Source organism: Aliiruegeria lutimaris (genome assembly GCF_900099935.1).
Taxonomy (GTDB): domain Bacteria; phylum Pseudomonadota; class Alphaproteobacteria; order Rhodobacterales; family Rhodobacteraceae; genus Tropicimonas; species Tropicimonas lutimaris.
Genome location: NZ_FNEK01000014.1, coordinates 17,131 through 39,282, shown reverse-complemented (window position 1 = coordinate 39,282; position 22,152 = coordinate 17,131). Strand labels below are relative to the sequence as shown.

The window sequence follows — 22,152 nt, the reverse complement described above, 5'->3', positions numbered from 1 at the left end:
GGTGGTATAATCAAGCCACGGAAACGCGATGTAAGACAGGGGGAGGCGGATAATGCCGAGTCTGCAACGCTTACCCAAAAGCGCAACGATCATTGTGTGTGACGCCCGAAAGGCGCTGTTTCTTCAAAATAGCGGGACGGCCATTCATCCATCGCTCAAGCTTCTCAAGACCATAGAGGCCGATGCGACCGGTGAGGAGCGGGACCTGAAGGGAAATCCGCCTGGCAGGCGGCCCGACAGCCATGGCGCCGCCGGCCCGCGAGGTCCGAAAAGCGCGATGGAACAGCCGGATTTCGCACGCCTGGACGAGGAGGCGTTTGCTACCAAGATCGCCGGCGAATGCGCAAGGCTGTTCGCGGCCGATGGAAGCGAAGGGTTGGTGGTTGCGGCGCCGTCCCGGATGCTGGGTGCCCTGCGCGAGGCCATGGTGCCGAAGCTGCGGGATAGCGTGCTGGCGGAGGTTCCCAAGACCCTGACCGGGCAGCCAATCGACAAGATCGCCGAACACCTGGTCGAGGCATGGTAGGCCATCCGACCCAATTGCCACCAGGATGCATGAAATGAGATCCGCGCTTTTTCGGGATCGCACCGAAGCGGGCCGCGCGCTTGGCGAGGCGGTTCGCGAGGCGCTTCGCAAGCTTCCGGGGGAGCCGGATCCGGTTGTTCTGGCGCTTCCGCGTGGCGGCGTTCCCATCGGCGCGGAAGTCGCGCGGATTTGCAGCGCGCCGCTGGACCTGCTGATGGTCCGCAAGCTCGGGATGCCGGGCCAGGCCGAGTTGGCCGTTGGCGCCGTGGTCGATGGCCATGATCCGCAGATGGTCGTCAACCCGGAGGTCTTGCGCATGGCCGGCATGACCCGGGAGGACCTGATCCCGATCAGGGACAGGGAATTGGCCGAGCTCGAGAGGCGGCGGCAAATCTACCTGCCCGGGCGGTCGCCGGTTTCGGTGGAGGGCCGCGATGCCATCGTCGTGGATGACGGCATCGCCACGGGCGCAACGGTGCGCGCCGCCTTGAAAGGCCTGGCACAGAGGCGGGCGCGCCGGGTATTGCTGGCCGTTCCCGTGGCGCCGGCCGACACGGTGGCAGACCTACGGACGCGTGTCGGTCTGGTGATCTGCCTTGAGACGCCGAGCCCGTTCTGGTCGGTTGGGGCACATTATCAGCGGTTCGATCAGGTCAGCGATGCCGAGGTCGTAGCGTATCTGAGAGAGAGTAGCTGATTGTTCGACAATTTCAGGTCGGAGCCGCTCGCCGTCCGTTCTGACGGGGCGGTCCTGCGTGCGCTTTTGCGAGAAGGCGGCAACGGAGCGATGCCGCCCGCGCGGGGCAGGGCGTCGGCGTCGCGGCCCGGAAGGACGAAAGACGAAGCCTTGAGGTGTTTCCGGACCCGCCGGGGGCATCGCCCGCCCGACGGTAGCGCGACATGTCCGCGTCCCTGCGTCCTTATACGTTCTCGATCCGGCTCCTGAAAACGACGTATCCGTGTCGCGGCCATGAACGCGCTGCGCTCGGAGGAACCAAAGATGTCATCGAGTTCGGTCTCCCGTACTGTCCTTCTGTTTCACTGGATCGCCGTCGCAATCATCGTCCTTGGCGCGTTGGTTACCGCCGGTTTTTTCCTAGCATAACACGGTCGAAGCGACGCGCATGCCGAAGATCGCCGCGCTCGATCGCAACCTGTTCAGCACCGCCGCGCACATTCGGGTCGGCATCGGTACGGTTGGCGTGGCGCTTCTCACGCAGGACGATCCGCAGCAAGCGATCCAAAAAACGGTCGCACTGACCGAAGAACTGCATAAACGCACCCTGCAAGAGCTTGAAACCTCTGGACTGCCGGAAATCGACGCTGCGACCGATACGTTCATCGAGGCCGCGCAGAGAGTGTCCATCAACACGAAACTGCTCTTCGAAGAGGCTGCCCGGCCGCGCGCGCAGCGCGATGTCGAACGGATTGAACCGTGGCGGCAGGCGATCTACGAGCTTGCCGAGGCGGCGCGGGGAGCCAGCTCGGTGATCGGGGCGCAACTTCATGCCGTCGACCCGGAACTCGGCGCCTTGCTCTCCGTGCGCGAGCTGTCCTATGCGGTCCGCGACCGGTATGCGCGACAATGCTCCCGGTTCAGGCAGTCCGTGCAGACCGACATTCCGCTGACGAGACAGCAGGTCTGGCGCTGGCGGGCAGACGTGGGCGCCTATAGCGAACTCTGGAACCGCATGGACTGGGCCGCGGGCGTTCTTCCCGACAGTGCGTGGATCACCGACGCCGTTGCGCAGGGCCGCAGGGAAACCGCGCGGGCACAGGCGGTCATGGACGAAGTGCTGCTGGGCCTCTCGAACTCCGGACGCTCCGCCTATGACACTGTTGGCTGGTTCGAAAACTGCGTTTCCGCTTATGACTCCATCCTTGGCATCGGCAATCACAGCCTCGATCTCATCGTCGACAGGGCGGAAGCCCGCAAGCGGCACGCCGCACTTGTCGGGGCTGCCTCCATTCTCGCGCTGTTGATCGCCGTGGCTTTCGGCGTGAGTTCGCTCCGTTTCGTCCGTCGTCGGCTCTCGCTACCGCTGCAATCGCTCAAGGCCACCGTGGAACGGCTTAACCGGGGGGAGTTGGAGAGGCCCGTTCCCGTCCCACTGCGAAACGACGAGCCGGGAGCCATCGCCGCCGCCCTGGAGGCGCTCAGGTGCCGCGAACTGGAGGGACTTCGCCTCAATCGGCAGATCGACGACATGCGCGATGCGTTGATCGAACATTCCGGCAAGGTGAACCGGGCCAAGTCGGAGTTCATGGCGACGATGAGCCACGAAATCCGAACGCCGCTCAACGGGGTCCTGGGCGCCGTGCAACTGCTGGAGGAGAGCCAGTCGCGCGGCGAACAACGCAAATGGCTGGATGTGCTGAAAGGCTCCTGCCAGCTGCTGCGGGAGCTTCTCGACGACGTGCTGGACTACACCCGGATCGAGCGGCGACGGGTTTCCGTCGAACGGATCCCGTTTTCGCTTTCCGAGAGGATTGCCACGGTTGAAGCGACCGTTGCGCCCTCCGCTTCACAAAAGGGCCTGGAGTATCGCTGCGCGATCGATCCGAATGTGCCTGACCAGCTTGTCGGCGATCCCCGCAAGCTCGGCGAGATCCTGTTCAACCTTCTGGGCAACGCCATCAAGTTCACTCCGGAGGGAAGCGTCGATCTGCATGTCCACCGGTTGGACAGACCGTCCGAGGCGGGACAGGTCTGGGTCGGTTTCACCGTCCGCGACACGGGGATCGGCATCGACAAGCCGGAATGGGAGGCGCTTTTTCAACCGTTTTCTCAGGCCGATTGCAGCGTGTCGCGCCGGTTCGGCGGCTCCGGGCTGGGGCTGGCGATCTGCAAGGGATTTCTCGATCTGCTGGGCGGCGAGATCGATATCGCGAGTCCGGGTGCGGGGCGGGGAACGACATTCACCTTCTGCATCCCGTTTTTCCTCGAGGAGACCTCGGTCGAGGCCGCTTGCCGGGAGACAGAGACGTTCACGCTGCCGCGGTTGGACGTCCTCGTCGCCGAGGACAATTCCGTCAACGCCCTGATCGTCCGGACGATGCTGGTGCGGGCAGGGCACCGTGTCGAGGTGGTGACAGCCGGATTCGAGGCGGTTGAGCGCGCAGGCGCCGCAGATTTCGAAGTCGTGCTCATGGACCTTGCGATGCCACAGCTGGACGGCACCGAGGCAACCCGACGTATCCGAGGATGCGCTCACGAGACGCGCGCCATGGTCCCGGTCGTGGCCGTCACGGCGGGGGGCGCGTCCGAAAACCAGGGCAACCCGTTCGACGGCTTCCTTGCCAAGCCCTATTCCAGAGAAGATCTCGAACGGACCATCGCAATGGCGATCGGAGCGCTGCCGCGGCAACCGGAGCATGCGTCGGTGCTGCGGACACTGGGGGCGCTTTCGGAACAGGCGCGCGATCTGGGGGTCGAGGGAGCGCGCAAAGTGCTCGAGCTCTACAATTCGGAGGCGCCCACCGCTTATGCGAGCCTGCTGCGGGCCGGGGCCGCGTGCGATTTCTGCGGCCTTGCCGAGATTGCACACCGGATGAAGCGGGCTTCCCGGCACGTGGGCGCGAACCGGATTTCGGAGTGGTTTTCGCGACTGGAAACGTCCGCAAATGCAAGGGATACCCAGAGCGTGCACCGCATCATCGAAGACATGGCGGAGAATTTCGTAACGGAACTGGAGGCCTTCGAACTGCGCGCCTCCCGGGAGCTGGCCCTGCTGGACCGGGCACCTTAGCTGACGGCGCGGATTACGTGACCGGTTCGGCAAAGACATAGCCGATACCGTACTCGGTCTGTATCATGCTCGGCTTGCTTGGGTCGGGTTCTATCTTGCGCCGGATGCGGCTCACGATCACGTCGATCGTCCGGTCGTTCGGATTCCACTCGTGCCCGCCGATCGCACCGATGAGTTCGTCGCGGCTCATGACCCGGCCCGGATGGCAGACCAGCGCCGCGAGCAGGTCGAATTCGGCATGGGTCAGGCGGACGGGATCGCCATCGGGCGAGGTCAGCCGGCGGTCACCGACATCCAGCGACCAGCCCGCAAAACGGCGCGCGCCGGTCGGTTCTCGCCCGCCCGGGATATTGGCTGTCGGGCGCAGCACGGTGTTTACGCGTGCAAGGAGCTCCCGCGGCGAGAACGGCTTGGTGATGTAGTCGTCCGCGCCGAGTTCGAGCCCCATGACGCGATCGACTTCCTCGGATTTGCTGGTGACCAGGATCACGGGCACATCCGTCTCGGCGTGGATCTGCTGCATCAGGATGAGGCCGTCCCCGTCCGGAAGGCGGATGTCGAGAAGGATAAGGTCGAACGTCTGCCGATCCAGAAGGCGCACGAGCGTGTCCACGCTCTCCGCGTCGAAAACCTGGATCCCCTCGTTGCGCAGATACGCGCCAAGTGTCTCGCGGATGATCGGTTCGTCATCGACAACGGCAATGCGGATACCCTTGGGGGATTTCCCGGGAATTCTCCACCTCATGCTCATGCTCGTCTCATTTCATTAACAATTGCAGTGGGTTCGTTCACAATTGCCGCCATTTGACTTTACATCCCGCGTCTAGATTGCCCGGACAAGTCGCTCCCAACGAAATAACAGACTGTCCCCGGACCAACAATGAAGAACCCTATCGCTCCGGTCTTCCGGTGGCTGACGACACCGGTTGCCATCGGTATCGCAGGCACGGCAGGCATCGTAATCGGCATGCTGTTTCTGGGTGGACTCCACACGGCGATGGAAGCCACCACCAGCACCGAATTCTGTATCTCGTGCCACGAGCTGCGCGATACCGTCTACGTTGAATACCAGCAGAGCCCGCACTACTCCAACGCCTCGGGCGTGCAGGCAAGCTGCGCGGATTGCCACGTTCCCGAACCTCTCGTCCCAAGTCTCGTCGACCACTACCAGGCCCTGGGTGAGCTCTACAGTTCCTGGAAAGGGATCATCGACACGCCGGAGAAATTCGAGGCCCACAGGCTGGAGATGGCCGAGCGGGTCTGGACCTACATGGAGAAGACCGACTCCCGCGAATGCCGCAGCTGTCATCAGCAGCACGCCATGAATGTCGAATTGCAGTCGGCGGATGCCGCAAAGCGGATGCAGGAGGGCTTTGCCAATGGCGATACCTGCATCGACTGCCACAAGGGCATCGCACACAAGATGCCCGACATGTCGAGCGGGTTCCGGGAAAAATTCGCGGCATTGCAGGCCAGCCCCGCAATCGAGGCGAATGAGGGTGACGTGCTGTTCGCGCTCGGACTCGACGGCATCTGGTCCGGCAATGAAAAGGCACAGGCCCATGAGAAGGAGGATGGACGCATCCTGCCGGGCACCCGTGTGACCGTCCTGGAGAGGGACGGCGATTTAGCGAAGGTCCGCATGGAGGGCTGGCAGCGTGAAGGCGCCGAACGCCTGATCGTCGCGCGCCAGGGCGAACGCATCATCGAGGCCGCCGTGAACGCGGAATTCGCACAGACCGCACAATTTGGCGAAACCATGGTGGACACGGATACCGGCCAGACCTGGAAGGAAGTCACCTTCGAGGCATGGGGAGCGCTTGCGAACCTCGTCTCCGACGAGGCGGCACTCTGGGCCTATGGCGAGCAAATGTACAAGGCGGCCTGTGGCGGCTGCCACAGCCTGACACCGCTCGGTCACTTCACGGCCACCCAGTGGATCGGGATCGTCGACGGGATGAAGAACAACACCAGTCCCGACGCGGCCGAGGTCTACTTCCTGAAATCCTACCTTCAATACAACGTGCCGGACGGGGAGGAACATTCCTAACCCTGCACGCCTGAGAGGAACGATCATGATGAGAGACGACAGCAACGAAACACTCGAAGCCGATCTTTTCAGGGATTTTGCGGTGTTTTTCGGAGCTCCGCTCGAACTGGAGGATATCGCCGCGTTGCGACGGGAGCAGTCCCTGTCCGCCCTGTCCTTCCTGGAGAAAGACGCGAGGTTTCGCGACGACCTTGCGCAGGCCCTGTCGGCGCTGCTCGAACCGCCCACCGACGCGGAGGCGCAGGCAAAGCTCAACCGGGCCTATTTCCTGCTGTTTCTCGGCGTCGCCGGCGGGAAGGGCGCCCCACCGTTCGAATCCGCCTATCGCGGAACGGGCCGGCTGTTCCAGGAGCCCGTCGCCGAAATGGCCGCTCTTCTGGAAAGCACCGGCCTGAAACCGGCCGAGGGTTTCGTGGAACCGCCCGATCACCTGACGATCGAACTGTCGCTTCTGGAGCAGTTCCTGCGGCTTGACGCCACGATCACCGGCATCGACGCGGAGCTGGCAATTTCCAATCTCCGCGCCCGTCTGCGCAGCTGGGTGCCGGCCTTCGCCAGAGCCTGCGCCGAGAATGACACCACCGGATTCTATGCAGCCCTCGCGAGGGCCATGACGACGTTGCTGGCCGAAGATACCGGCGACGCTGAAGCAGCCGCGTGACGCCGAACGAATTGAAGTCCGATACGGCACTACCACAACAGGAGATCATGTCATGAAAACACAGACGTCATTCCGTCTATCAAGGCGGCAGTTCCTTACCACTGCGTCGGCTCTGGCGGCCGGCGGGGCGCTCTCCACGCTGCCGTTCGGACTCCGTCCGGCCGCGGCCGCAACCGTGGTGGACGGAGAATATCTCCAGTCCTGCCAGTGGGGCGCTTTCTGGGCCAAGGTCGAGGAAGGCCGTTTCACCTCCTTGCGTCCGTGGGAAGGTGACCCGCACCCGACGCCGCAGTTGGAAGGTTTCCAGGACATAGTCTATTCCTCCAGCCGCATCCGCTACCCGATGGTCCGGCGGGACTGGCTGGAAAACGGGCCGGGCTCCGCGCCCGAAACCCGCGGCACGGGCGATTTCGTCCGCGTAAGTTGGGAAGAGGCGCTGGAACTTGTCGCCGGCGAGATCAGCCGCGTGCAGGAACAGGAAGGCCCCTGGGCGATCTACACGGGAACCTATGGCTGGCGCTCGAACGGCCGGGCCAACAACCCGCAGACGATGCTCAAGCGGCTGATGAACCTCACCGGCGGCAGTGTTGTCTCGTCGAGCAACTACTCCAAGGCGGGCATCGAGGCGATCATGCCCTACGTGCTCGGCCAGGTCGACGCCTTCGGCCCCCAATCCACCCACCAGACCATCGTCGAGAACACCGACCTGATCGTGTTCTGGGCCACCGATCCGCTCAAGAACAACCAGATCTCGGCGGCGATCCCGGACCACGGCGAATATGCCTGGTTCGAGGACATGAAGAAGGCCGGTAAGAAGGCCGTCTTCATCGATCCGTCGAAAACCGAGGGCTGCAAGATTCTCGACGGGGAATGGCTGCAGGTGCGTCCGCATTCGGACACCGCGCTCGCGCTCGGCATGGCGCACACCCTGCTGACCGAAGAGCTTCTGGACCGCGATTTCCTTGAAAACTGCACCACCGGTTTCGACATCTTCGCCGAATACCTGATGGGCAACGAGGAAGGCGTCGAAAAGACGGCGGAATGGGCGGCGGAAAAATCCGACATCCCGGCCGACACCATCCGCGACCTCGCCCGTCGCCTGACCCAGGGCCGCTCCATGCTGGTCAGCGGCTGGACGCCGCAACGGCAGCAATATGGCGAGCAGTTCCCCTGGGCCTTCGTCACGCTCGCGGCCATGGTCGGCCAGATCGGGTTGCCCGGCGGCGGCTTCTGCCAGCGGTATCATCTCGACAATCCCGGCGCTCCGATGGCCAACGGCCCGAAGCTCGGCAGCCCCTCCTTCGCGATCGGCGACCGCAAGGAGTTGAAGGAATGGCCGGCGGAGAAGGGGACCAACTCGATCCCCTGCGCCCGTGTCGTCGACATGCTGCTCAACCCCGGTGCGAGCTACGATCACAACGGCAAGACCTTCACCTACCCCGATATCAAGCTCAGCTACTGGGTCGGAGGCAACCCTTTCCACCACCATCAGGACCGCAACCGGATGGTCGAGGCCTGGAAGAAGATCGAGACCTTCATTGTTCAGGACTACCAGTGGACGGCGACGGCGCGTCATGCCGATATCGTCCTGCCGGCGACCTCCTCGGCCGAACGCAACGATATCGACCGTGTCGGTGTCGTGGCCAACAAGGCGATCATCGGGATGAAGCAGATCATCGATCCCGTGTTCGAAGCCCGCAACGACTTCGACATCTTCAAGGACCTTGCCACCCGACTGGGTGTCGAGCCGGAGTTCTCGGGCGGGCGGACGGATATGGATTTCGTCGAGGAAATCTATACCGCGGCACGTGAACAGGGCGCATCGATGGGCGTGGACATGCCCGATTTCGAGACGTTCTGGAACGGCGTTCCCCTTGTCGAGTTCGAAACGCCGGAAGCGGCGCTCTACCGGACGAAATATGCCGACTTCCGCGAGGACCCGCTTCTCAACGGCCTGCCGACACCGTCTGGCTTGATCGAGATCTACTCGAACACGATCGAGAAATACGGCTATGACGATTGCCCGCCGCACGCGACATGGTTCGAACCGGTCGAATGGCTCGGGCAGCAGGACACGACCTATCCGCTGCACGTAAACTCGAACCACCCGCAATACCGGATGCACTCGCAGCTAAATGGCAGTGCCAAGCTGCGTGACATCTACAATGTGGCCGGTCGGGAGCCGTGCTGGATCAATCCGCAGGATGCCGAGGCGCGCGGAATCAAGTCCGGCGACGTGGTGCGCATCTTCAACGGACGCGGTCAGGTTCTTGCCGGGGCGGTCGTCACCGAAGACACGCGTTCCGGCGTGATCCAGTTGCAGGAAGGCGCCTGGTACGACCCGGCGGACGCCAGCGAGGCGGGATCGGTCTGCAAATACGGCGATCCGAACGTGCTCACGCCGGACATTCCGACGTCGAAGCTCGCACAGGGCACCGCTGGTTGCACCTGCATGGCCGAACTTGAGTTGTTTCAGGGCGACGCCCCTGCCGTGACGGCCTTCTCCGAGCCGGTGCACGGCTAACGCCTCCGAAACCGTCCCTTCGCGGAAATGCTGACGATATTGCCAGCGGAAGGATCGCAAGAAAAACAACCGCAGCGGCGCGACCGCTGCGGCTATTTTTTGCGTTGTTGGGGAAGGGGGTAGGGACCAGCCCCGGGTGAGGTTTCGAGAACCGGGATGTGCAAGTCGGGCGCCCAGGCTTTCTACAAGGCTGGGCGCCCGACAGGATCAACTTCACGAGATACGACCGGGTCGGGCCGTCCTAGTCGAGCAGGCTCGGCAGTATCAGCGACACCTGCGGCACGTATGTCACCAGCAGCAGGATGAAAGCAAGAACGCCGATGAAGGGCAGGTTGGTCCGCGAGGTTTCCCATATCCCCGACTTGGCAATCGAACAGGAGGTGATGAGCACGGAGGCCACCGGGGGTGTCTGCTGTCCGATGGCGAGGTTCAGCGTCAGCATGATGCCGAAATGAACCGGATCGATGCCCACGGCGTTCACCAGTGGCATCACGACCGGCACGACCAGGATGATCGCCGCTGCGCCGTGCAGGAACATGCCGAGCACCAGCAGGAGCATGTTCAGCAGGGCCAACACGATCAAGGGGTTGGTCGTGTATTCCGTGATCCGCGCTGCTAGGTTTTGCGGCACCTGCGCCTGGGTCAGGAACAGGCCCAGTGCGGCGGAGGTGGCGACCAGCAGCATCACGACGCCGGTCTGGCTGATCCCCTCGAGCATGGCACGGCGCAGGTGTGCAAGGTCGAGATTGCCGTAGATGAAGACGCCGATGACGAACGCGGCGAACACGGCAAGCCCAGCGGCCTCGGTGGCCGTCACGATACCTGTCAGGATGCCGCCAAGGATAATCACCGGTAGGGTGAGGGCCCAGAAAGCTTCGCGGAAGGTCTTTGCGACAAGCCGCAGGTCGAACCCTTCGGCGCGCGGCAGGTCATAGCGAACGGCCAGGATGTAAGTGACGACCATCAGCAGACCGCCGCCGAGAAAACCGGGGATGATACCGGCGACAAAGAGCGTCAGCACGGATGTCTCGGAGATCGCGCCGTAGAGGATCATGGCGATGGAAGGCGGGATGATGATAGCGAGCGAGGCCGAGGAGGACGTGATCGCCGCGGCGAGCGTGCGCGAATAGCCCCGGCGCTTCATTTCCGGGATCAGCACGGTACCCGTGGCCGCGACATCGGCCACGGCGGAGCCGGAGATCTCAGCAAAGACCATCGAGACGCCGATATTGACCATGCCGAGCCCGCCGCGGACGAAACCGATCAGCGCTGTGATGAAGTTGATGAGCTTGACCGAGATGCCCGAAGTATTCATCAGGTTTCCGGCCAGGATGAAGAGCGGGATCGCAATCAGCGGGAAAGACGTCGCGCCGCTATAGAGCGCGATGGCCATGCTGGTGAGCTGCTCCGTCCCGGTGGTAAACGCGAAGCCGCCAAGCGCGACGATGCCAATGGCCACCGCGATGGGTACGTTGATCATGATCAGGGTGATCAGCACAACGGTCGTAGCAAGCAGGATCATGACCGGTTTTCCTTGAACGTGTAGGATTTCGCTTCCACCTCGGCTTCGGCGATGGCCTCTTCGATCTCGACATGCTCGGGATCGACGCCTTCGGCGGCATCGCGGATCGCCTGCGGCATGGTCAGCAGGGAACTGACGATCATCAGCACCGAGGAGATCGGAATGATCGCCTGGATATAGTCGAGAGAGAGCCACGGCAGGCTGAGCAGCGCGTCATAGGCCGCGACCTCGAGCACGAGGTAACCGAAATAGCCGGTGATGGCGAAATAGACGATAACCAGCAACTCGCCGAACAGGGCAAGCCCGACAGACAACTTGCCGGGAAGCGCGGTCACGAGCCCGGCAAAGCCCATGTGCTGACGCATCAGCATCGCGTAGGTGGCCCCAAAATAGGTGAGCCACGCGAGCAGAACGCTGGCGATCTCGTCATACCACGTGGGCGAGGCGCCAAGATAGCGCATGAGGGTGGAGTAGAGCACGGAGAGCGCCAGTATCACCAGCAGAGCAAGCGATATGGTCTCCACGAGGCGCAGGAGCGCCTTTTGGAAGTATGCGATCATGGGTCCTGTCCGAAGATCCGCCGGCCGGGAACATCCCGGCCGGCAGTGTGGGGTCTGTTACTTCGCGAGGGCCTGTGCCTTGCTCACGAGTTCGTCGCCGCCGGGAACTTTCTCCGCGAACGCCTTGTAGATCGGCGCGGCGGCCTCGATGAAGGCGGCCTTGTCAGCCACGTTCACTTCCATGCCGGCAGCCTTGACCTTGTCGACCAGCGAGTTGTCGGCTTTCTCGCCTTCTGCCAGCGCCCAGTCCTGAACGGAGGCGGCGACTTCCTCGACAGCGGCCTTCACGTCAAGAGGATAGCCGTCCCAGGACTTCATCGAGGTCAGCAGGTAGATCGGCGAGTAGACATGGCCGGTCAGCGACAGGTATTTCTGCACTTCCTGGAAATTGGCGCCGGTGATGTTGGTCAGTGGGTTTTCCTGGCCGTCCATGGTGCCGGTCTGCAGTGCGACGAACACTTCCGAGAAGGACATCGGCGTCGGGTTGGCGCCCCATTCCTTGAACATCATCACGCGCCATTCCGAGGACGGGGTGCGGATCTTCAGGCCGTCAAGATCCGCGGGCGTGTTGATGGGCCGGGTGTTGTTGGTGATCTGGCGGAAGCCGTTTTCCCAAGTGGAAATCAGCTTCAGGCCTTCTTCGGCCGCCTTGGGCGCGAGGACCGGCTGGACGATTTCCTTGTCGATCGCTTTCAGGTGATCCCGGCTCTGAACCAGGAACGGCATGTCGAAAAGCGCGAATTCGGGCGCGACGTTGGTCATGATCGACGAGATCAGCGTGAAGTTGACCGTGCCGAGCCGGATCTTCTGCATCAGTTCCTTGTCGTCGCCAAGCTGGCCGTCAGCATAGAACTCGACCGTGTGGGCATCGCCCAGCTTGGCCTGGAGATCCTCGGCGAACTTCTTGGCGCTCAGGCCCTGAAGACTGTTCGAGGCCGAGCCGACGGCAACGACATAGGTATCCGCCATCGCGGCCATTGCGCCGAGCGACACCGTACAGGCGAGCATGCCAGTGGTCAGGCGTTTGGTGAATTTGTTCATGAGACCTTCCTCCCTCTTGAATGGACGCAGACGTCTCTGCCTGCGCATTAGATCGGAAACAGTTCTCCGCCGCCGTTCCCATCGGCATTGGAGCGTAATTCCCGAATTCCTCCTGCACTGCGCGACGTGCCGGCCGATTGCGACCGCCACCACGTTCAGTGCTTTTCCTTCGTTCCCTCCTGCGTCGCGGCGAACATGTCGGCCACACGTTCCCAGGCCGCGCCCAGGTGTTGACCGATGACAGCCTTGAGCCGGTCAGGATCGCGCGCCTCCAGCGCTTCGATCATTCCCCTGTGTTCGGCAATTGCCCGGGCCCAGTTCTCGGGACCCTCGTGCCCCGCGTAGCGGAAGCGCTTCATGCGCGCCTGCAGCGTTTCATGGACCTGGGACAGGGCCGAGTTGTCAGCCAGATCGACCAGGTGCGTGTGAATCTGCTGGTTCAGGTTGTAGTAATGGCGCCTGTCGCCCTTTTCATAGGCGGCCTCCATGGCGTCGTGCAGCGCACGGATTTCGCCGATGCCGGCGTCTGATGCCTGCGCACAGGCGGTGACGCAGGCAAATTCCTCCATGTTTCGGATCACGGCGATCGTGTCGCGCACTTCCTTCGCGGAGAATTCCCGGACAACAGCGCCTCGGCTGGGGACGAGTTCCACGAGTCCTTCGCTGGCGAGCGACCTGAGCGCCTCCCGAAGGGGCGTCCGCGACACACCGAACTGGGTGCAGATCTCGACCTCGTTGATCCGCGCGCCGGGCGCGAGGTCGCCCTCGACGATCATGGTGCGCAAACGTGTCAGGATCTCGCCGTGCAGCGACCGCCGGTCGATCTTGACCGGCGAGACCGCGTTCTTCTCGACCCGAGATGACTCCGCGTCCATTCGTTCCTCCCTGTTACCCAAATTCGTAATCTGAGGCCTCTTCTCGAGTCAATACTGCGTAATGCATATTGCATACAAAATTTGATCCAGGTTGTCGGATGAGCTAAGACTTGGTCAGACAAGTTGAAACGAGGGCCGAATCACGACGGCCAGGGAGGCGTTTGATGGCGTTGTCGAGAAGCGTCCGCATCGCGGGCGGTGCGGCCCGCCTGGTTGGGCATCATCCGGAAAATGTACGTTTTCAAGAACTCTGTCGGACGATATCCGCAAAGCATTGAAACACGTGCCGAACATGGCATGGCCGCAACGTCCATGCTGACCATGGAACAGAAAGAACGGAAGAAAAGACCATGACGAGCTTCAAGGTTGCAATGGCGATCGGCGATGCCGGGGGGATCGGGCCTGAACTGGCCGCGAAGGTGATTGCCGATCCGGAGTCCAACACTGGAGACCTCATGGTCCTGGGTGATCGCCGCGTGCTGGAACGCGGTGCGGAAGCCGCCGGCGTGACCCTCGATCTGCCGATCCTGTCACCCGAGCAGGCCGATGCGGGCCTGCCGGAGGGCAGTTTCATGATCGATCTTCGCAATTGCGACCCGACATCGGTTCCTTTGGGCGAAGCCAGCCAGGCGGGCGGTCTGGCATCGGTGCAGAATTTCCGTGCCGCGCTGCTTGCCGCGAATGCGGGATATGCGGACGTGGTCTTCTTCACACCGTTCAACAAGCATGCGATGCGGCTCGGCCAGCCCGACTATGTCGACGAGATCGGCTTTATCGATGCCACGATTCACCCCGCCGAGAGCGGACGCGAATTCAACGTTCTGGACGAGGTCTGGAACGCCCGCGTGACCTCTCATATCCCGCTGAGCAAGGTCGCGGAAACGATCACGGAGGATCGGGTCTTCCAGAGCCTCGTGCTGACGGACAAGGTGATGCGGGGCGCAGGCTTCGCGCATCCGCGTATCGGCGTCGCGGCTTTGAACCCGCATGCGGGCGACGGCCGCAATTTCGGAACGGAAGATGAGGATGTCATCCAGCCCGCCGTGGAGCGCGCCAGTGCGCTTCAGCTGGCCGTCACCGGCCCGGTTCCGTCGGATACCGTGTTCGTTCGCGCAACGAAGGGCGAGTTCGACGCGGTCATGACGATGTACCATGACCAGGGCCAGATCGCGATGAAGCTCATCGGCTTCGACCGTGGCGTGACGCTGATTGCCAACTACCCGTTTCCGATCGTGACGCCGGCCCACGGCACGGCCTACGACATAGCCGGGCAGGGGATCGCGGATCTCGGGGCCACCCGCAACGCCGTGAATCTCGGACGCAAGCTGGCGAAGCTGGAAAAACGCGGCGACGTGAGCGAGCCGACGGAGTCTCTGGCTTCCTGCATCGCGCAGGCGCTCGACACGACGGCGGAATGGCGGAAGCCCGGCGCATAAGCCGGGCGGGGGGCGGACGCGTCTCCGCCCGAAATCCCGTTAGTCGTCAAGGATGTTTCACAAGGGGAGCCACCGACAGGGCTCCCCTTTTCACATATCTCAGTAGATCGCGCCGCCGGCTTCAACCGTAGCGCCAGGAAGCGGCCGGCGGTCGGGAAGGTGAAGACGCGCTTGCCCTTGAGATCGTCGAGCGAGTTGATCGGGACCTTGGTGGCGAAATGGCAGGAATGCCAGGAGTCGGCGGAGATGTGCTTGACGCCCACCGTGGAATACTCGGCATCCCAGATCTCGTTAAGCCCGTACTGGTTGATGAGCACGGTGATGGTGTCGATCTGGCTCTTCTTGCGCTCGGACCACTCGCCGTAGAACAGGTCCATCCGGACGTTGTCGCCCATCTGGATCGTGTAGAGGCCTCCGAGCAGGTACTTGGCGACCATGGCGAATGGCGCCATTTCCAGCGTCCAGAGCGCGATGACAGGAAGAAGGTTTTCGAAATCGAGGACTACAGCAGGATCGCCATGATCACCAAGATTTCGTACATCGCGATTTTTCCGATGATCCGGTTCAACCCGTCGACGAAATGGATGTAACGTCTGGCAATTTCCATGATCTGCCCGGCCTCGATCTGTCCGCCCCGGCATTCGAATGCGTCGGCGGCTGTTTCTTCTTCCTCATAGCGCTTTAGTTCGCATCCGGAGGGGCAGGGCTGTCAACAAGTCGTGGGGCGCGCGACAGGGCCGGGCAAGGATTTGTCTAGACGATCAAAATCCAGGCGGGCCGGCGAGCGCTTGCAGGAAGCGCGGTGGAACGGGTCGCGGCCCAGATGGTTCTCGCCGAACTGCCGTTGCGGACTTCCTTGAGGAACCGCTGATCCCTTACGAGGCGGATGAAGTCACAAGGCTGGTCTTCGACACCTTGGATGCAGCCGCCTTCGCACCCGTGGCCCACATGACCGTCGGCCATTTCCGGTATTCGCCGCGCTTGCCCCGGGCTCACGCCGGAAATGGCCGCGGTTGTCTCCAAGATCATGCGCAACCGCGATCTCACTGCCGTGGCGCACAAAGTCGAGGTCATCGCCGCGTTCCGCACTACGCTCGGTCTGCCCGGACGGCTGGGCTCCCGGCTCCAGCCCAACCACCCGGCCGACCATCTCGCGGGCACCGCCGCCTCGACGCTAGACGGTCTGACCTTAGGAGTGGGCGACGCGGTGATCGGCGTGAACCTCGCACCGGACAATATCGACACCGCCACGCGATCCCGGCGCAAACCTGCGTGCTGACCCATGTCACCAACACCATCGAAATGATCGAGGCCGATAGTCTGGGTGCCTATCTCACCTTTGCCCCGCACCCAGGTCGGCGCGACAGCGAACGCAACTGCATCTCCAACACCCAAACCCAAGGCGGGCTCGACCATGCCGGGGCCGCGCGCTAGATCGCGTGGCTCAGCCGAAGGTATTGGTTCTGGGACTGACGGGAACCGGTTTGAAGGAGAACGCCGACAAGGACCGGATGCTTGCCGATCCGGTTTCCGAAACTCAATTGCGTGATGAAAGCTGAGAAACCGGTTGCGCCGGGGCAGGGCGGTCGCGCCATGCCCCGGCACGTCGTCTCATGCGTTGGCGGATCGGAAGGACCCCGCCAATGCTGAGCGACAGTTGCGTCAGCTAAAGACGATCCCGCCATCCACGTTGAGAGTCTGGCCAGTGACGAAGGCGCTGTTATCCGAACAGAAGAAGGCAGTCGGGCCGGCGACATCCTCTGGCGCGCCGATCCGCGCCATGGCGGTCTTGTCCTGCCAGGCTTCGCGGATCGCCGGATCTTCGAGGTTCACCCGCCCCATCTCGGTCAGGATGATGCCCGGGCAGACGCAGTTGACGGTGATGCCAAGCGGGCCGACCTCCTGTGCCAGTACCCGCGAGAAGCCCATGATGGCGGCCTTGGAGGCCGAATAATGGGCCTGTTCCGGCGCGCCGTGCTTGCCGCCGATCGAGGCGATATTGACGATCCGCCCGTATTCCCGCGCCTTCATCGTCGGCAGGAAGGCCTGGATCATCATGAAGGCGCCCTTGGCGTTCACATCCAGAACCTTGTCCCAGACCTCCTCGGGAAGCCCGTCCACGGCGCCGGCGATCAGGATGCCGGCATTGTTTACCAGCGCGTCGATCTGGCCGAAATCGGCGAGGAATTTCTGCCCCATCTCCTCGCAGGACGCCTTGAGGCTCACATCTCCGAGGTAAAGCTCGGATTTCTGGCCCATCGCCCGGATCTTGTCAGCGACCTGCGAAAGCTCGCCTTCCTGTGTGGGAATATCGTTCAGACCCACGTCATAGCCGCGTGCGCCGAGCCCGAGCGCGATGGCCGCGCCAATGCCGCGGCTCGCGCCGGTGACGAATGCTGTTCTGTTCTTTGCCATGATGGTTCCTCCCAGGGGATCAGAGTGCCGTGTAGCCGCCATCGACGGTCAGCACGGTTCCGGTGATGTAACTGGCCGCGTCGGAGGCCAGGAAAACGGCGGCGCTGGCGATCTCGTCGGGATCGGCCAACCGCCCCATGGGCGTGCGCTCAAGCCAGACATTGTACCATTCCGGCTTCGAGCGGCCCGCAAGCGTCAACTCCGTCGCCGTGTAGCCCGGCGCGACCGCGTTCACGCGCACGCCGCTTGCCGCCCATTCCACGGCCAGCGATTTCGTGACCAGGTTCACGCCCGCCTTCGCGGCGTTGTAGGCGGCTTGCGGCTGCGGCCAGACAGGCACCTGCCCGCAGATCGAGGAGGTCGAGATCACCGAGCCCTGGCCGCGCGCGACCATCGCGCGCCCGAAGGCGCGGGCGGTACGGAAAACGCCGGAGAGGTTGACGTCGATCACCCGCTGCCAGTCCGCAATGCCGATCTCCGTCGAGGGGCCGTTATGGACGATGCCGGCGTTGTTGACGAGAATGTCCAGAGCCTCCAGCCCGGCAGCCGCCGCCTCGACGGCCGCTGCATCGGTCACGTCCAGCGCAATCGCGCTGCCGCCAAGGGCGGCGGCGGTCTTCTCGGCCTCGCGCAGATCCATGTCGGCCACGATCACCGAGGCGCCGGCGGCGGCCTTCGCCGTCAGCGTTCCGATCAGCTCGCCGGGGGCGGCCATGCGCGGCGGCCATTTCTCCAGCATTGCTTCCATGCCAAGCGCAGTCACCAGAGAGGCCGCCCAGCCGCCGGCATCGTTGCGGTAATGCCAGCGCAGCCCGGCGTTATCGAGGCTCGCGGCCCATTCGCCGGTCAGTTGATAGGTGATGTAGTCCTGATATTCGCAGATACGGTAGGCCTTGTCGTAGATCGCCGGCTCGTTGCGCTTGATCCAGAGCGACTTGGGGATCATCCATTCCGCCGAGACGGGACCTGCGCCATTGCCGTTCAGGCAGAGCGCGGGATCGCCCGTGGCGAGCACCGCGTCGGCCTCCGCGTTGGCGCGCACATCCATCCAGATCAGGGCCGGGCGCAGCGCGTTGCCGTTCTCGTCGAGCGCCACGACCGAGCAGCAGGTGGTATCAAAGCAGATCGCGTCGATCTCCGCCGGGTCGATACCGGCCTCGGCGATCGCCCCCCGCGAGGCGGAGACAAAGTTCTTCCACCAGTCCGCCGGGTCCTGCTCCGCCCGCGCGCCTGCCGAGAATTTCGTCTCGTAGGCGAGCGCGACACTGCTCAATTCCTTGCCAGCGAGATCATAGACCCGCGCGCGCAGGCTCTCGGTTCCGCCATCGGCCGTCAGTACATAGGCCATTTCTTTTCCTCCTCCCGGGCCGCGCCTCTCCGCACCCGAATACCTCCTTGGCAAGGTCCGGAATTGGCTCCACCCGATCCCGGGCCGCACATTTGTCAGGTCACATGCCCCTCTGGGGCAGGCTCAGGCGAGCATGCCCAGCGGGTTCTCCAGGTTGTCGACAATGGCCCCGAGCAGCTCCGCCCCGACCGCACCGTCGATCACCCGGTGGTCCACCGACAGGGTCACCGACATGATCGTCGCGACCGTCAATTCTCCATCTTTCCCGATGGCGGGCCGCCTCTTTCCTGCACCCACGGCGAGGATCGCGCCATGCGGCGGGTTGATGACCGCGTCGAAACTGTCGATGCCGAACATCCCCAGGTTGGAGATCGCGAAGCTGCCGCCCCGGTATTCCTCGGGCACAAGCCTGCGGTCGCGGGCGCGGGCGGCGAGATCCTTCATCTCGGCAGAGAGCGCCGAGAGGGATTTCATCTCCGCTGCCCGCAGCACTGGCGTGAACAGGCCGCCCTCGATGGCGACGGCGACGGCCACATCCGAGGATCTGAGCCGCAGGATCCGGTCGCCCGCCCAGACGGCATTGGCCGCCGGGACCCGTTGCAGCGCCAGCGCACAGGCCTTGATCACGAAGTCATTGACCGAAAGCTTCACCCCGCGCGCCTCCAGCTGTCCGTTCAGCTTCGAGCGGAAGGCCAGCAACGCGTCGAGATTGATCTCCCGGCGCAGGTAGAAATGCGGGATCGTCTGCTTGGCCTCGGTCAACCGCGCGGCGACGGTCTTGCGCATGCCGTCGAGTTGGACTTCCTCGAAGCCGCGTGCCGCGAACATCTGTTTCACCGCTTCGGCGGTCGCCCCCGATGGCATAGCGGCGCTCGCAACCGGGGAAGCGGCCTCGTCGGAGGCAGAGGCGTCACGCGCCAGAGCGGCTGCTTCGACATCGCTACGCATGATGCGTCCGCGCCGACCCGTGCCGGTTATGCCGCTCAGTTCCAATCCTTCGATCCGTGCGATCCGGCGGGCCAAAGGGGTTGCCCGCAGCGGCCCGCCGGCGGAGCCCCCGGCCTCGGCAATGACAGGCGCCGGGGCTGGGGCGGGAGAAGGGGCAGAGGAGGCCGGGGGGGAAATATTGGCCTCCTCTGATGGCTCCGGTTCCGAATCGGACCCGTCATCGGTCCAGTTCGGGCCGTCGCCCACGTCCACCCTGGCGATCGGCGTGCCAACTTCCACAAGCTCGCCGATCTCAACCAGGGTTTCAGTGATCACACCATCGCCAAGGGCGGGAAACTCCACGATGGTCTTGTCTGTCTCGACCTCCAGGATCTCCTCGCCTCGCTTGAAGGGCTGGCCCTGCTCGACCAGCCAGGCGACGAGCTTGCCCTCTTCCATGGTCTCGCCCATGCGGGGCATGTTCAGGACACCGATGGTCATGCCACGAGCTCCCGCGCGGTCTGCGCGACAAGCGCCGGTCCGGGCACGGAGCCCTTTTCCAGCTCAACCGACACCGAGATCGGAATATCCTCACCGGCGACGCGCACGACCGGATCCTCGAGGAAGTCGAAACATTCCTCGGTGATCCGCGCGGCGAGTTCCGCCGCCACGCCTGCCGTCATCGCGGCCTCGGAGATGACCATGGCCTTGCCGATGGGCTCCACGGCGGCGCGGATCGTATCGAAATCGAGCGGATTCAGTGTCCGCAGGTCGATAACGGTGGCCTCGATCCCCTCGGCGGCCAGTTCCTCGGCGGCCTGCATCGCGTAGTGGATCTGGCGGGAATAGGTGACCATGACGATATCGCGCCCTTCGCGGCGCACCACGGCCTTGCCCCATTCGGGCGGCGGGACGCTCAGGTCGACCTCCTCGGACATCGCGTAAAGGCCCTTGTGCTCGATGAAGACCACCGGGTCGGGCTGTTTCAGCGCCTGCCGCAGCAGGTGATAAGCATCGTAAACGGTTCCGGGCATGGCAAGGCGCAGGCCGGGCGTGTGCATCACGTAAGCTTCAAGCGACTGCGAATGCTGTGCGCCGGCGGAGCGGCCGATGCCGCCCTGCGTGCGCAGCACCATCGGAACGCCGATCTGGCCGCCGAACATGTAGCGTATCTTGGCCGCCTGGTTGCACAGCTGGTCCATCGTCATGCCGACGAAGTCGACATACATCAGTTCGGCCACGGGGCGCATGCCAGCCATAGCAGCGCCGACAGCGGCGCCGACAATAGCGGGCTCCGAGATCGGGGTGTCGACGAGACGCTCGGCCCCGAATTCCTCGATCAGCCCCTTGGTCACGCCATAAGCGCCACCATAACGACCAACTTCCTCACCGATGGCAAAAATGTCGGGGTCTTCCCGCATCGCGTCGATCAGTGCCTGCCTCAAGGCATCTCGATAAGCGAGTTTCATTTCTTTTACTCCCTTGCCAGAACGCGTTCGATCCGGCTGCGAACCGGTTCCGGCACGGGCTGGCCGGGCGCATAAACATCTTGGAACATGGTGTCCAAAGCGGGTTCCGGGGATGCGATGGTGAAGTCGATGGTCGCGTCCATTTCCTCGGTGATCTCCTTGTCGAGTGCGTCGAGTTCCGCTTCGTCGTGACCTTGCGCGATGAGCGCCTCGCGCGCGAATTTGACCGGGTCCTTCTGCCGTCCCACGGTCTCCTCTTCTTCGGTGCGATAGGGGCTCTTGTCCTTGCGGCCATGGCCATAGAAGCGGAAGCAATCGACGGCGAGGAATCCGGGTGTTCCCGCCCGCGCGCCCTCGACGATGCGGTCCGCCGCGGCGATCACGTCCATCACGTCCAGCCCGTTCACCGTTTCGGCGTTCAGCCCGAAAGCGGCGGCGCGCTCGTGCAGTTTGGTGGCCTTGGTCGCCTGGTCGATCCGCGTGCCCATGCCCCATTGGTTGTTGATGCAGACAAAGACGACCGGAAGATCCCAGAGCGCCGCCATGTTCATGCTCTCGTAGAGAATGCCCTGCTGCATCGCGCCATCGCCGAAGAAGGCGACTGAGATCTTGCCATTGCCGCGCCGCTTGGCGACCAGCGCCGCGCCGACGACAGCTGGAATGCCCCCGCCGACGATCGCATTCGCGCCCAGATGCCCCAGCCCCATATCGGCGATTTGCATCGAGCCGCCCTTGCCCCGGCAATAACCGTCTTCCTTGCCGCCGATCTCGGCCATCATGCGGTTTGGGTCGGCACCGCGGGCCAGGAAGATACCGTGACCGCGGTGATGGGTGGTAAAGGTGTCGCCGTCCGTCATCGCGTTGCAGAAGCCGACGGCGGCGGATTCTTCCCCTATGGAAAGGTGAAGCATGGAGCCCGCACTTTCACCGCGCAGATAGAGCTCTCCGACCCGGTCCTCGAAGGTCCTGATCCGCTGCATCTCGCGGTAATACGAGAGCAGGTTGGTGTTTGACTGCAGGCCCACTGGGCTGTCCTTGTTCATAAGAGC

Annotated in this window: 18 protein-coding genes and 2 pseudogenes; 9 read left to right on the top strand and 11 right to left on the bottom strand. The window is 63.4% G+C overall.

Features of this window, described 5'->3' with window-relative positions; translation table 11 throughout:
* Nucleotides 1–52 precede the first annotated feature (52 nt).
* From BLR85_RS08565 to BLR85_RS08555, 3 genes are all read left to right on the top strand, one after another.
* Nucleotides 53–526: a host attachment protein gene (locus BLR85_RS08565; protein WP_093153674.1), complete on the top strand. Its 474-nt coding sequence runs from the start codon at nucleotides 53–55 to the stop codon at nucleotides 524–526.
* Between the two features lie 34 nt (nucleotides 527–560).
* Complete coding sequence (locus BLR85_RS08560) at nucleotides 561–1,223, top strand: phosphoribosyltransferase (RefSeq protein WP_212635043.1); 663 nt, start codon at nucleotides 561–563, stop codon at nucleotides 1,221–1,223.
* A 427-nt stretch (nucleotides 1,224–1,650) separates the two neighbouring features.
* Nucleotides 1,651–4,275: an ATP-binding protein gene (locus BLR85_RS08555; RefSeq protein ID WP_093153664.1), complete on the top strand. Its 2,625-nt coding sequence runs from the start codon at nucleotides 1,651–1,653 to the stop codon at nucleotides 4,273–4,275.
* 13 nt (nucleotides 4,276–4,288) lie between these two features.
* On the opposite strand, the gene BLR85_RS08550 is transcribed toward BLR85_RS08555, so the two are convergent.
* Complete coding sequence (locus tag BLR85_RS08550; RefSeq protein ID WP_212635042.1) at nucleotides 4,289–5,026, bottom strand: response regulator; 738 nt, start codon at nucleotides 5,024–5,026, stop codon at nucleotides 4,289–4,291.
* 129 nt (nucleotides 5,027–5,155) lie between these two features.
* On the opposite strand from BLR85_RS08550, the gene BLR85_RS08545 reads away from it, so the two are divergent.
* Genes BLR85_RS08545 through torA form a run of 3 tightly spaced genes read left to right on the top strand, consistent with a single transcriptional unit; the run spans nucleotide 5,156 to nucleotide 9,510 of the window.
* Nucleotides 5,156–6,325 (top strand): NapC/NirT family cytochrome c, encoded by a 1,170-nt coding sequence (locus BLR85_RS08545; RefSeq protein WP_093153660.1) that lies wholly within the window; start codon nucleotides 5,156–5,158, stop codon nucleotides 6,323–6,325.
* Between the two features lie 25 nt (nucleotides 6,326–6,350).
* The gene (locus BLR85_RS08540) at nucleotides 6,351–6,986 is read left to right on the top strand and encodes a TorD/DmsD family molecular chaperone (protein ID WP_093153656.1); all 636 of its coding nucleotides are present in this window, start codon (nucleotides 6,351–6,353) and stop codon (nucleotides 6,984–6,986) included.
* Between the two features lie 52 nt (nucleotides 6,987–7,038).
* Nucleotides 7,039–9,510 (top strand): trimethylamine-N-oxide reductase TorA, encoded by a 2,472-nt coding sequence (gene torA / locus BLR85_RS08535; RefSeq protein WP_093153651.1) that lies wholly within the window; start codon nucleotides 7,039–7,041, stop codon nucleotides 9,508–9,510.
* A gap of 241 nt (nucleotides 9,511–9,751) precedes the next feature.
* Here torA and BLR85_RS08530 read toward each other — a convergent pair whose 3' ends face one another.
* The 4 genes from BLR85_RS08530 to BLR85_RS08515 form a co-directional block, all read right to left on the bottom strand.
* Entirely contained in the window at nucleotides 9,752–11,032 is a 1,281-nt protein-coding gene (locus BLR85_RS08530) for a TRAP transporter large permease (protein ID WP_093153645.1), read from the bottom strand.
* Nucleotides 11,029–11,592, bottom strand: coding sequence for a TRAP transporter small permease (locus BLR85_RS08525; RefSeq protein ID WP_093153637.1), 564 nt, complete (start codon nucleotides 11,590–11,592; stop codon nucleotides 11,029–11,031). Before BLR85_RS08525 ends, BLR85_RS08530 begins: the two co-directional genes overlap by 4 nt.
* Before the next feature lie 57 nt (nucleotides 11,593–11,649).
* Complete coding sequence (locus BLR85_RS08520) at nucleotides 11,650–12,633, bottom strand: TRAP transporter substrate-binding protein (protein ID WP_093153628.1); 984 nt, start codon at nucleotides 12,631–12,633, stop codon at nucleotides 11,650–11,652.
* 155 nt (nucleotides 12,634–12,788) lie between these two features.
* Nucleotides 12,789–13,508 carry a GntR family transcriptional regulator gene (locus tag BLR85_RS08515; RefSeq protein ID WP_093153621.1) on the bottom strand — a complete coding sequence of 240 codons (720 nt, stop codon included), beginning with the start codon at nucleotides 13,506–13,508 and terminating at the stop codon, nucleotides 12,789–12,791.
* A gap of 350 nt (nucleotides 13,509–13,858) precedes the next feature.
* On the opposite strand from BLR85_RS08515, the gene BLR85_RS08510 reads away from it, so the two are divergent.
* Complete coding sequence (locus BLR85_RS08510; protein ID WP_093153611.1) at nucleotides 13,859–14,944, top strand: 4-hydroxythreonine-4-phosphate dehydrogenase PdxA; 1,086 nt, start codon at nucleotides 13,859–13,861, stop codon at nucleotides 14,942–14,944.
* 131 nt (nucleotides 14,945–15,075) lie between these two features.
* On the opposite strand, the pseudogene BLR85_RS29800 reads toward BLR85_RS08510, so the two are convergent.
* Nucleotides 15,076–15,267 (bottom strand): annotated as a pseudogene (locus tag BLR85_RS29800) (C4-dicarboxylate ABC transporter); the annotation flags it as partial.
* 322 nt (nucleotides 15,268–15,589) lie between these two features.
* Here BLR85_RS29800 and eutB point away from each other — a divergent pair.
* A pseudogene (gene eutB, locus BLR85_RS30355) lies at nucleotides 15,590–16,223 on the top strand (ethanolamine ammonia-lyase subunit EutB).
* On the top strand, nucleotides 16,217–16,378 hold the full coding sequence (locus BLR85_RS29785; protein ID WP_244520656.1) for an ethanolamine ammonia-lyase light chain EutC: 162 nt from the start codon (nucleotides 16,217–16,219) through the stop codon (nucleotides 16,376–16,378). The pseudogene eutB and the gene BLR85_RS29785 overlap by 7 nt, the downstream one beginning before the upstream one ends.
* A 228-nt stretch (nucleotides 16,379–16,606) precedes the next feature.
* Here the strand turns inward: BLR85_RS29785 and BLR85_RS08495 are convergent, their stop codons facing one another.
* The 5 genes from BLR85_RS08495 to BLR85_RS08475 form a co-directional block, all read right to left on the bottom strand.
* Nucleotides 16,607–17,359: an SDR family NAD(P)-dependent oxidoreductase gene (locus tag BLR85_RS08495; protein WP_170844498.1), complete on the bottom strand. Its 753-nt coding sequence runs from the start codon at nucleotides 17,357–17,359 to the stop codon at nucleotides 16,607–16,609.
* A gap of 19 nt (nucleotides 17,360–17,378) precedes the next feature.
* Entirely contained in the window at nucleotides 17,379–18,707 is a 1,329-nt protein-coding gene (locus BLR85_RS08490; protein WP_093153604.1) for an SDR family oxidoreductase, read from the bottom strand.
* A 123-nt stretch (nucleotides 18,708–18,830) separates the two neighbouring features.
* Complete coding sequence (locus BLR85_RS08485; RefSeq protein WP_093153597.1) at nucleotides 18,831–20,135, bottom strand: dihydrolipoamide acetyltransferase family protein; 1,305 nt, start codon at nucleotides 20,133–20,135, stop codon at nucleotides 18,831–18,833.
* Complete coding sequence (locus tag BLR85_RS08480; protein ID WP_093153591.1) at nucleotides 20,132–21,103, bottom strand: alpha-ketoacid dehydrogenase subunit beta; 972 nt, start codon at nucleotides 21,101–21,103, stop codon at nucleotides 20,132–20,134. The genes BLR85_RS08485 and BLR85_RS08480 overlap by 4 nt, the downstream gene beginning before the upstream one ends.
* Nucleotides 21,104–21,108: 5 nt before the next feature.
* Nucleotides 21,109–22,128, bottom strand: coding sequence for a thiamine pyrophosphate-dependent dehydrogenase E1 component subunit alpha (locus tag BLR85_RS08475; protein ID WP_244520655.1), 1,020 nt, complete (start codon nucleotides 22,126–22,128; stop codon nucleotides 21,109–21,111).
* Between the last annotated feature and the right edge of the window lie 24 nt (nucleotides 22,129–22,152).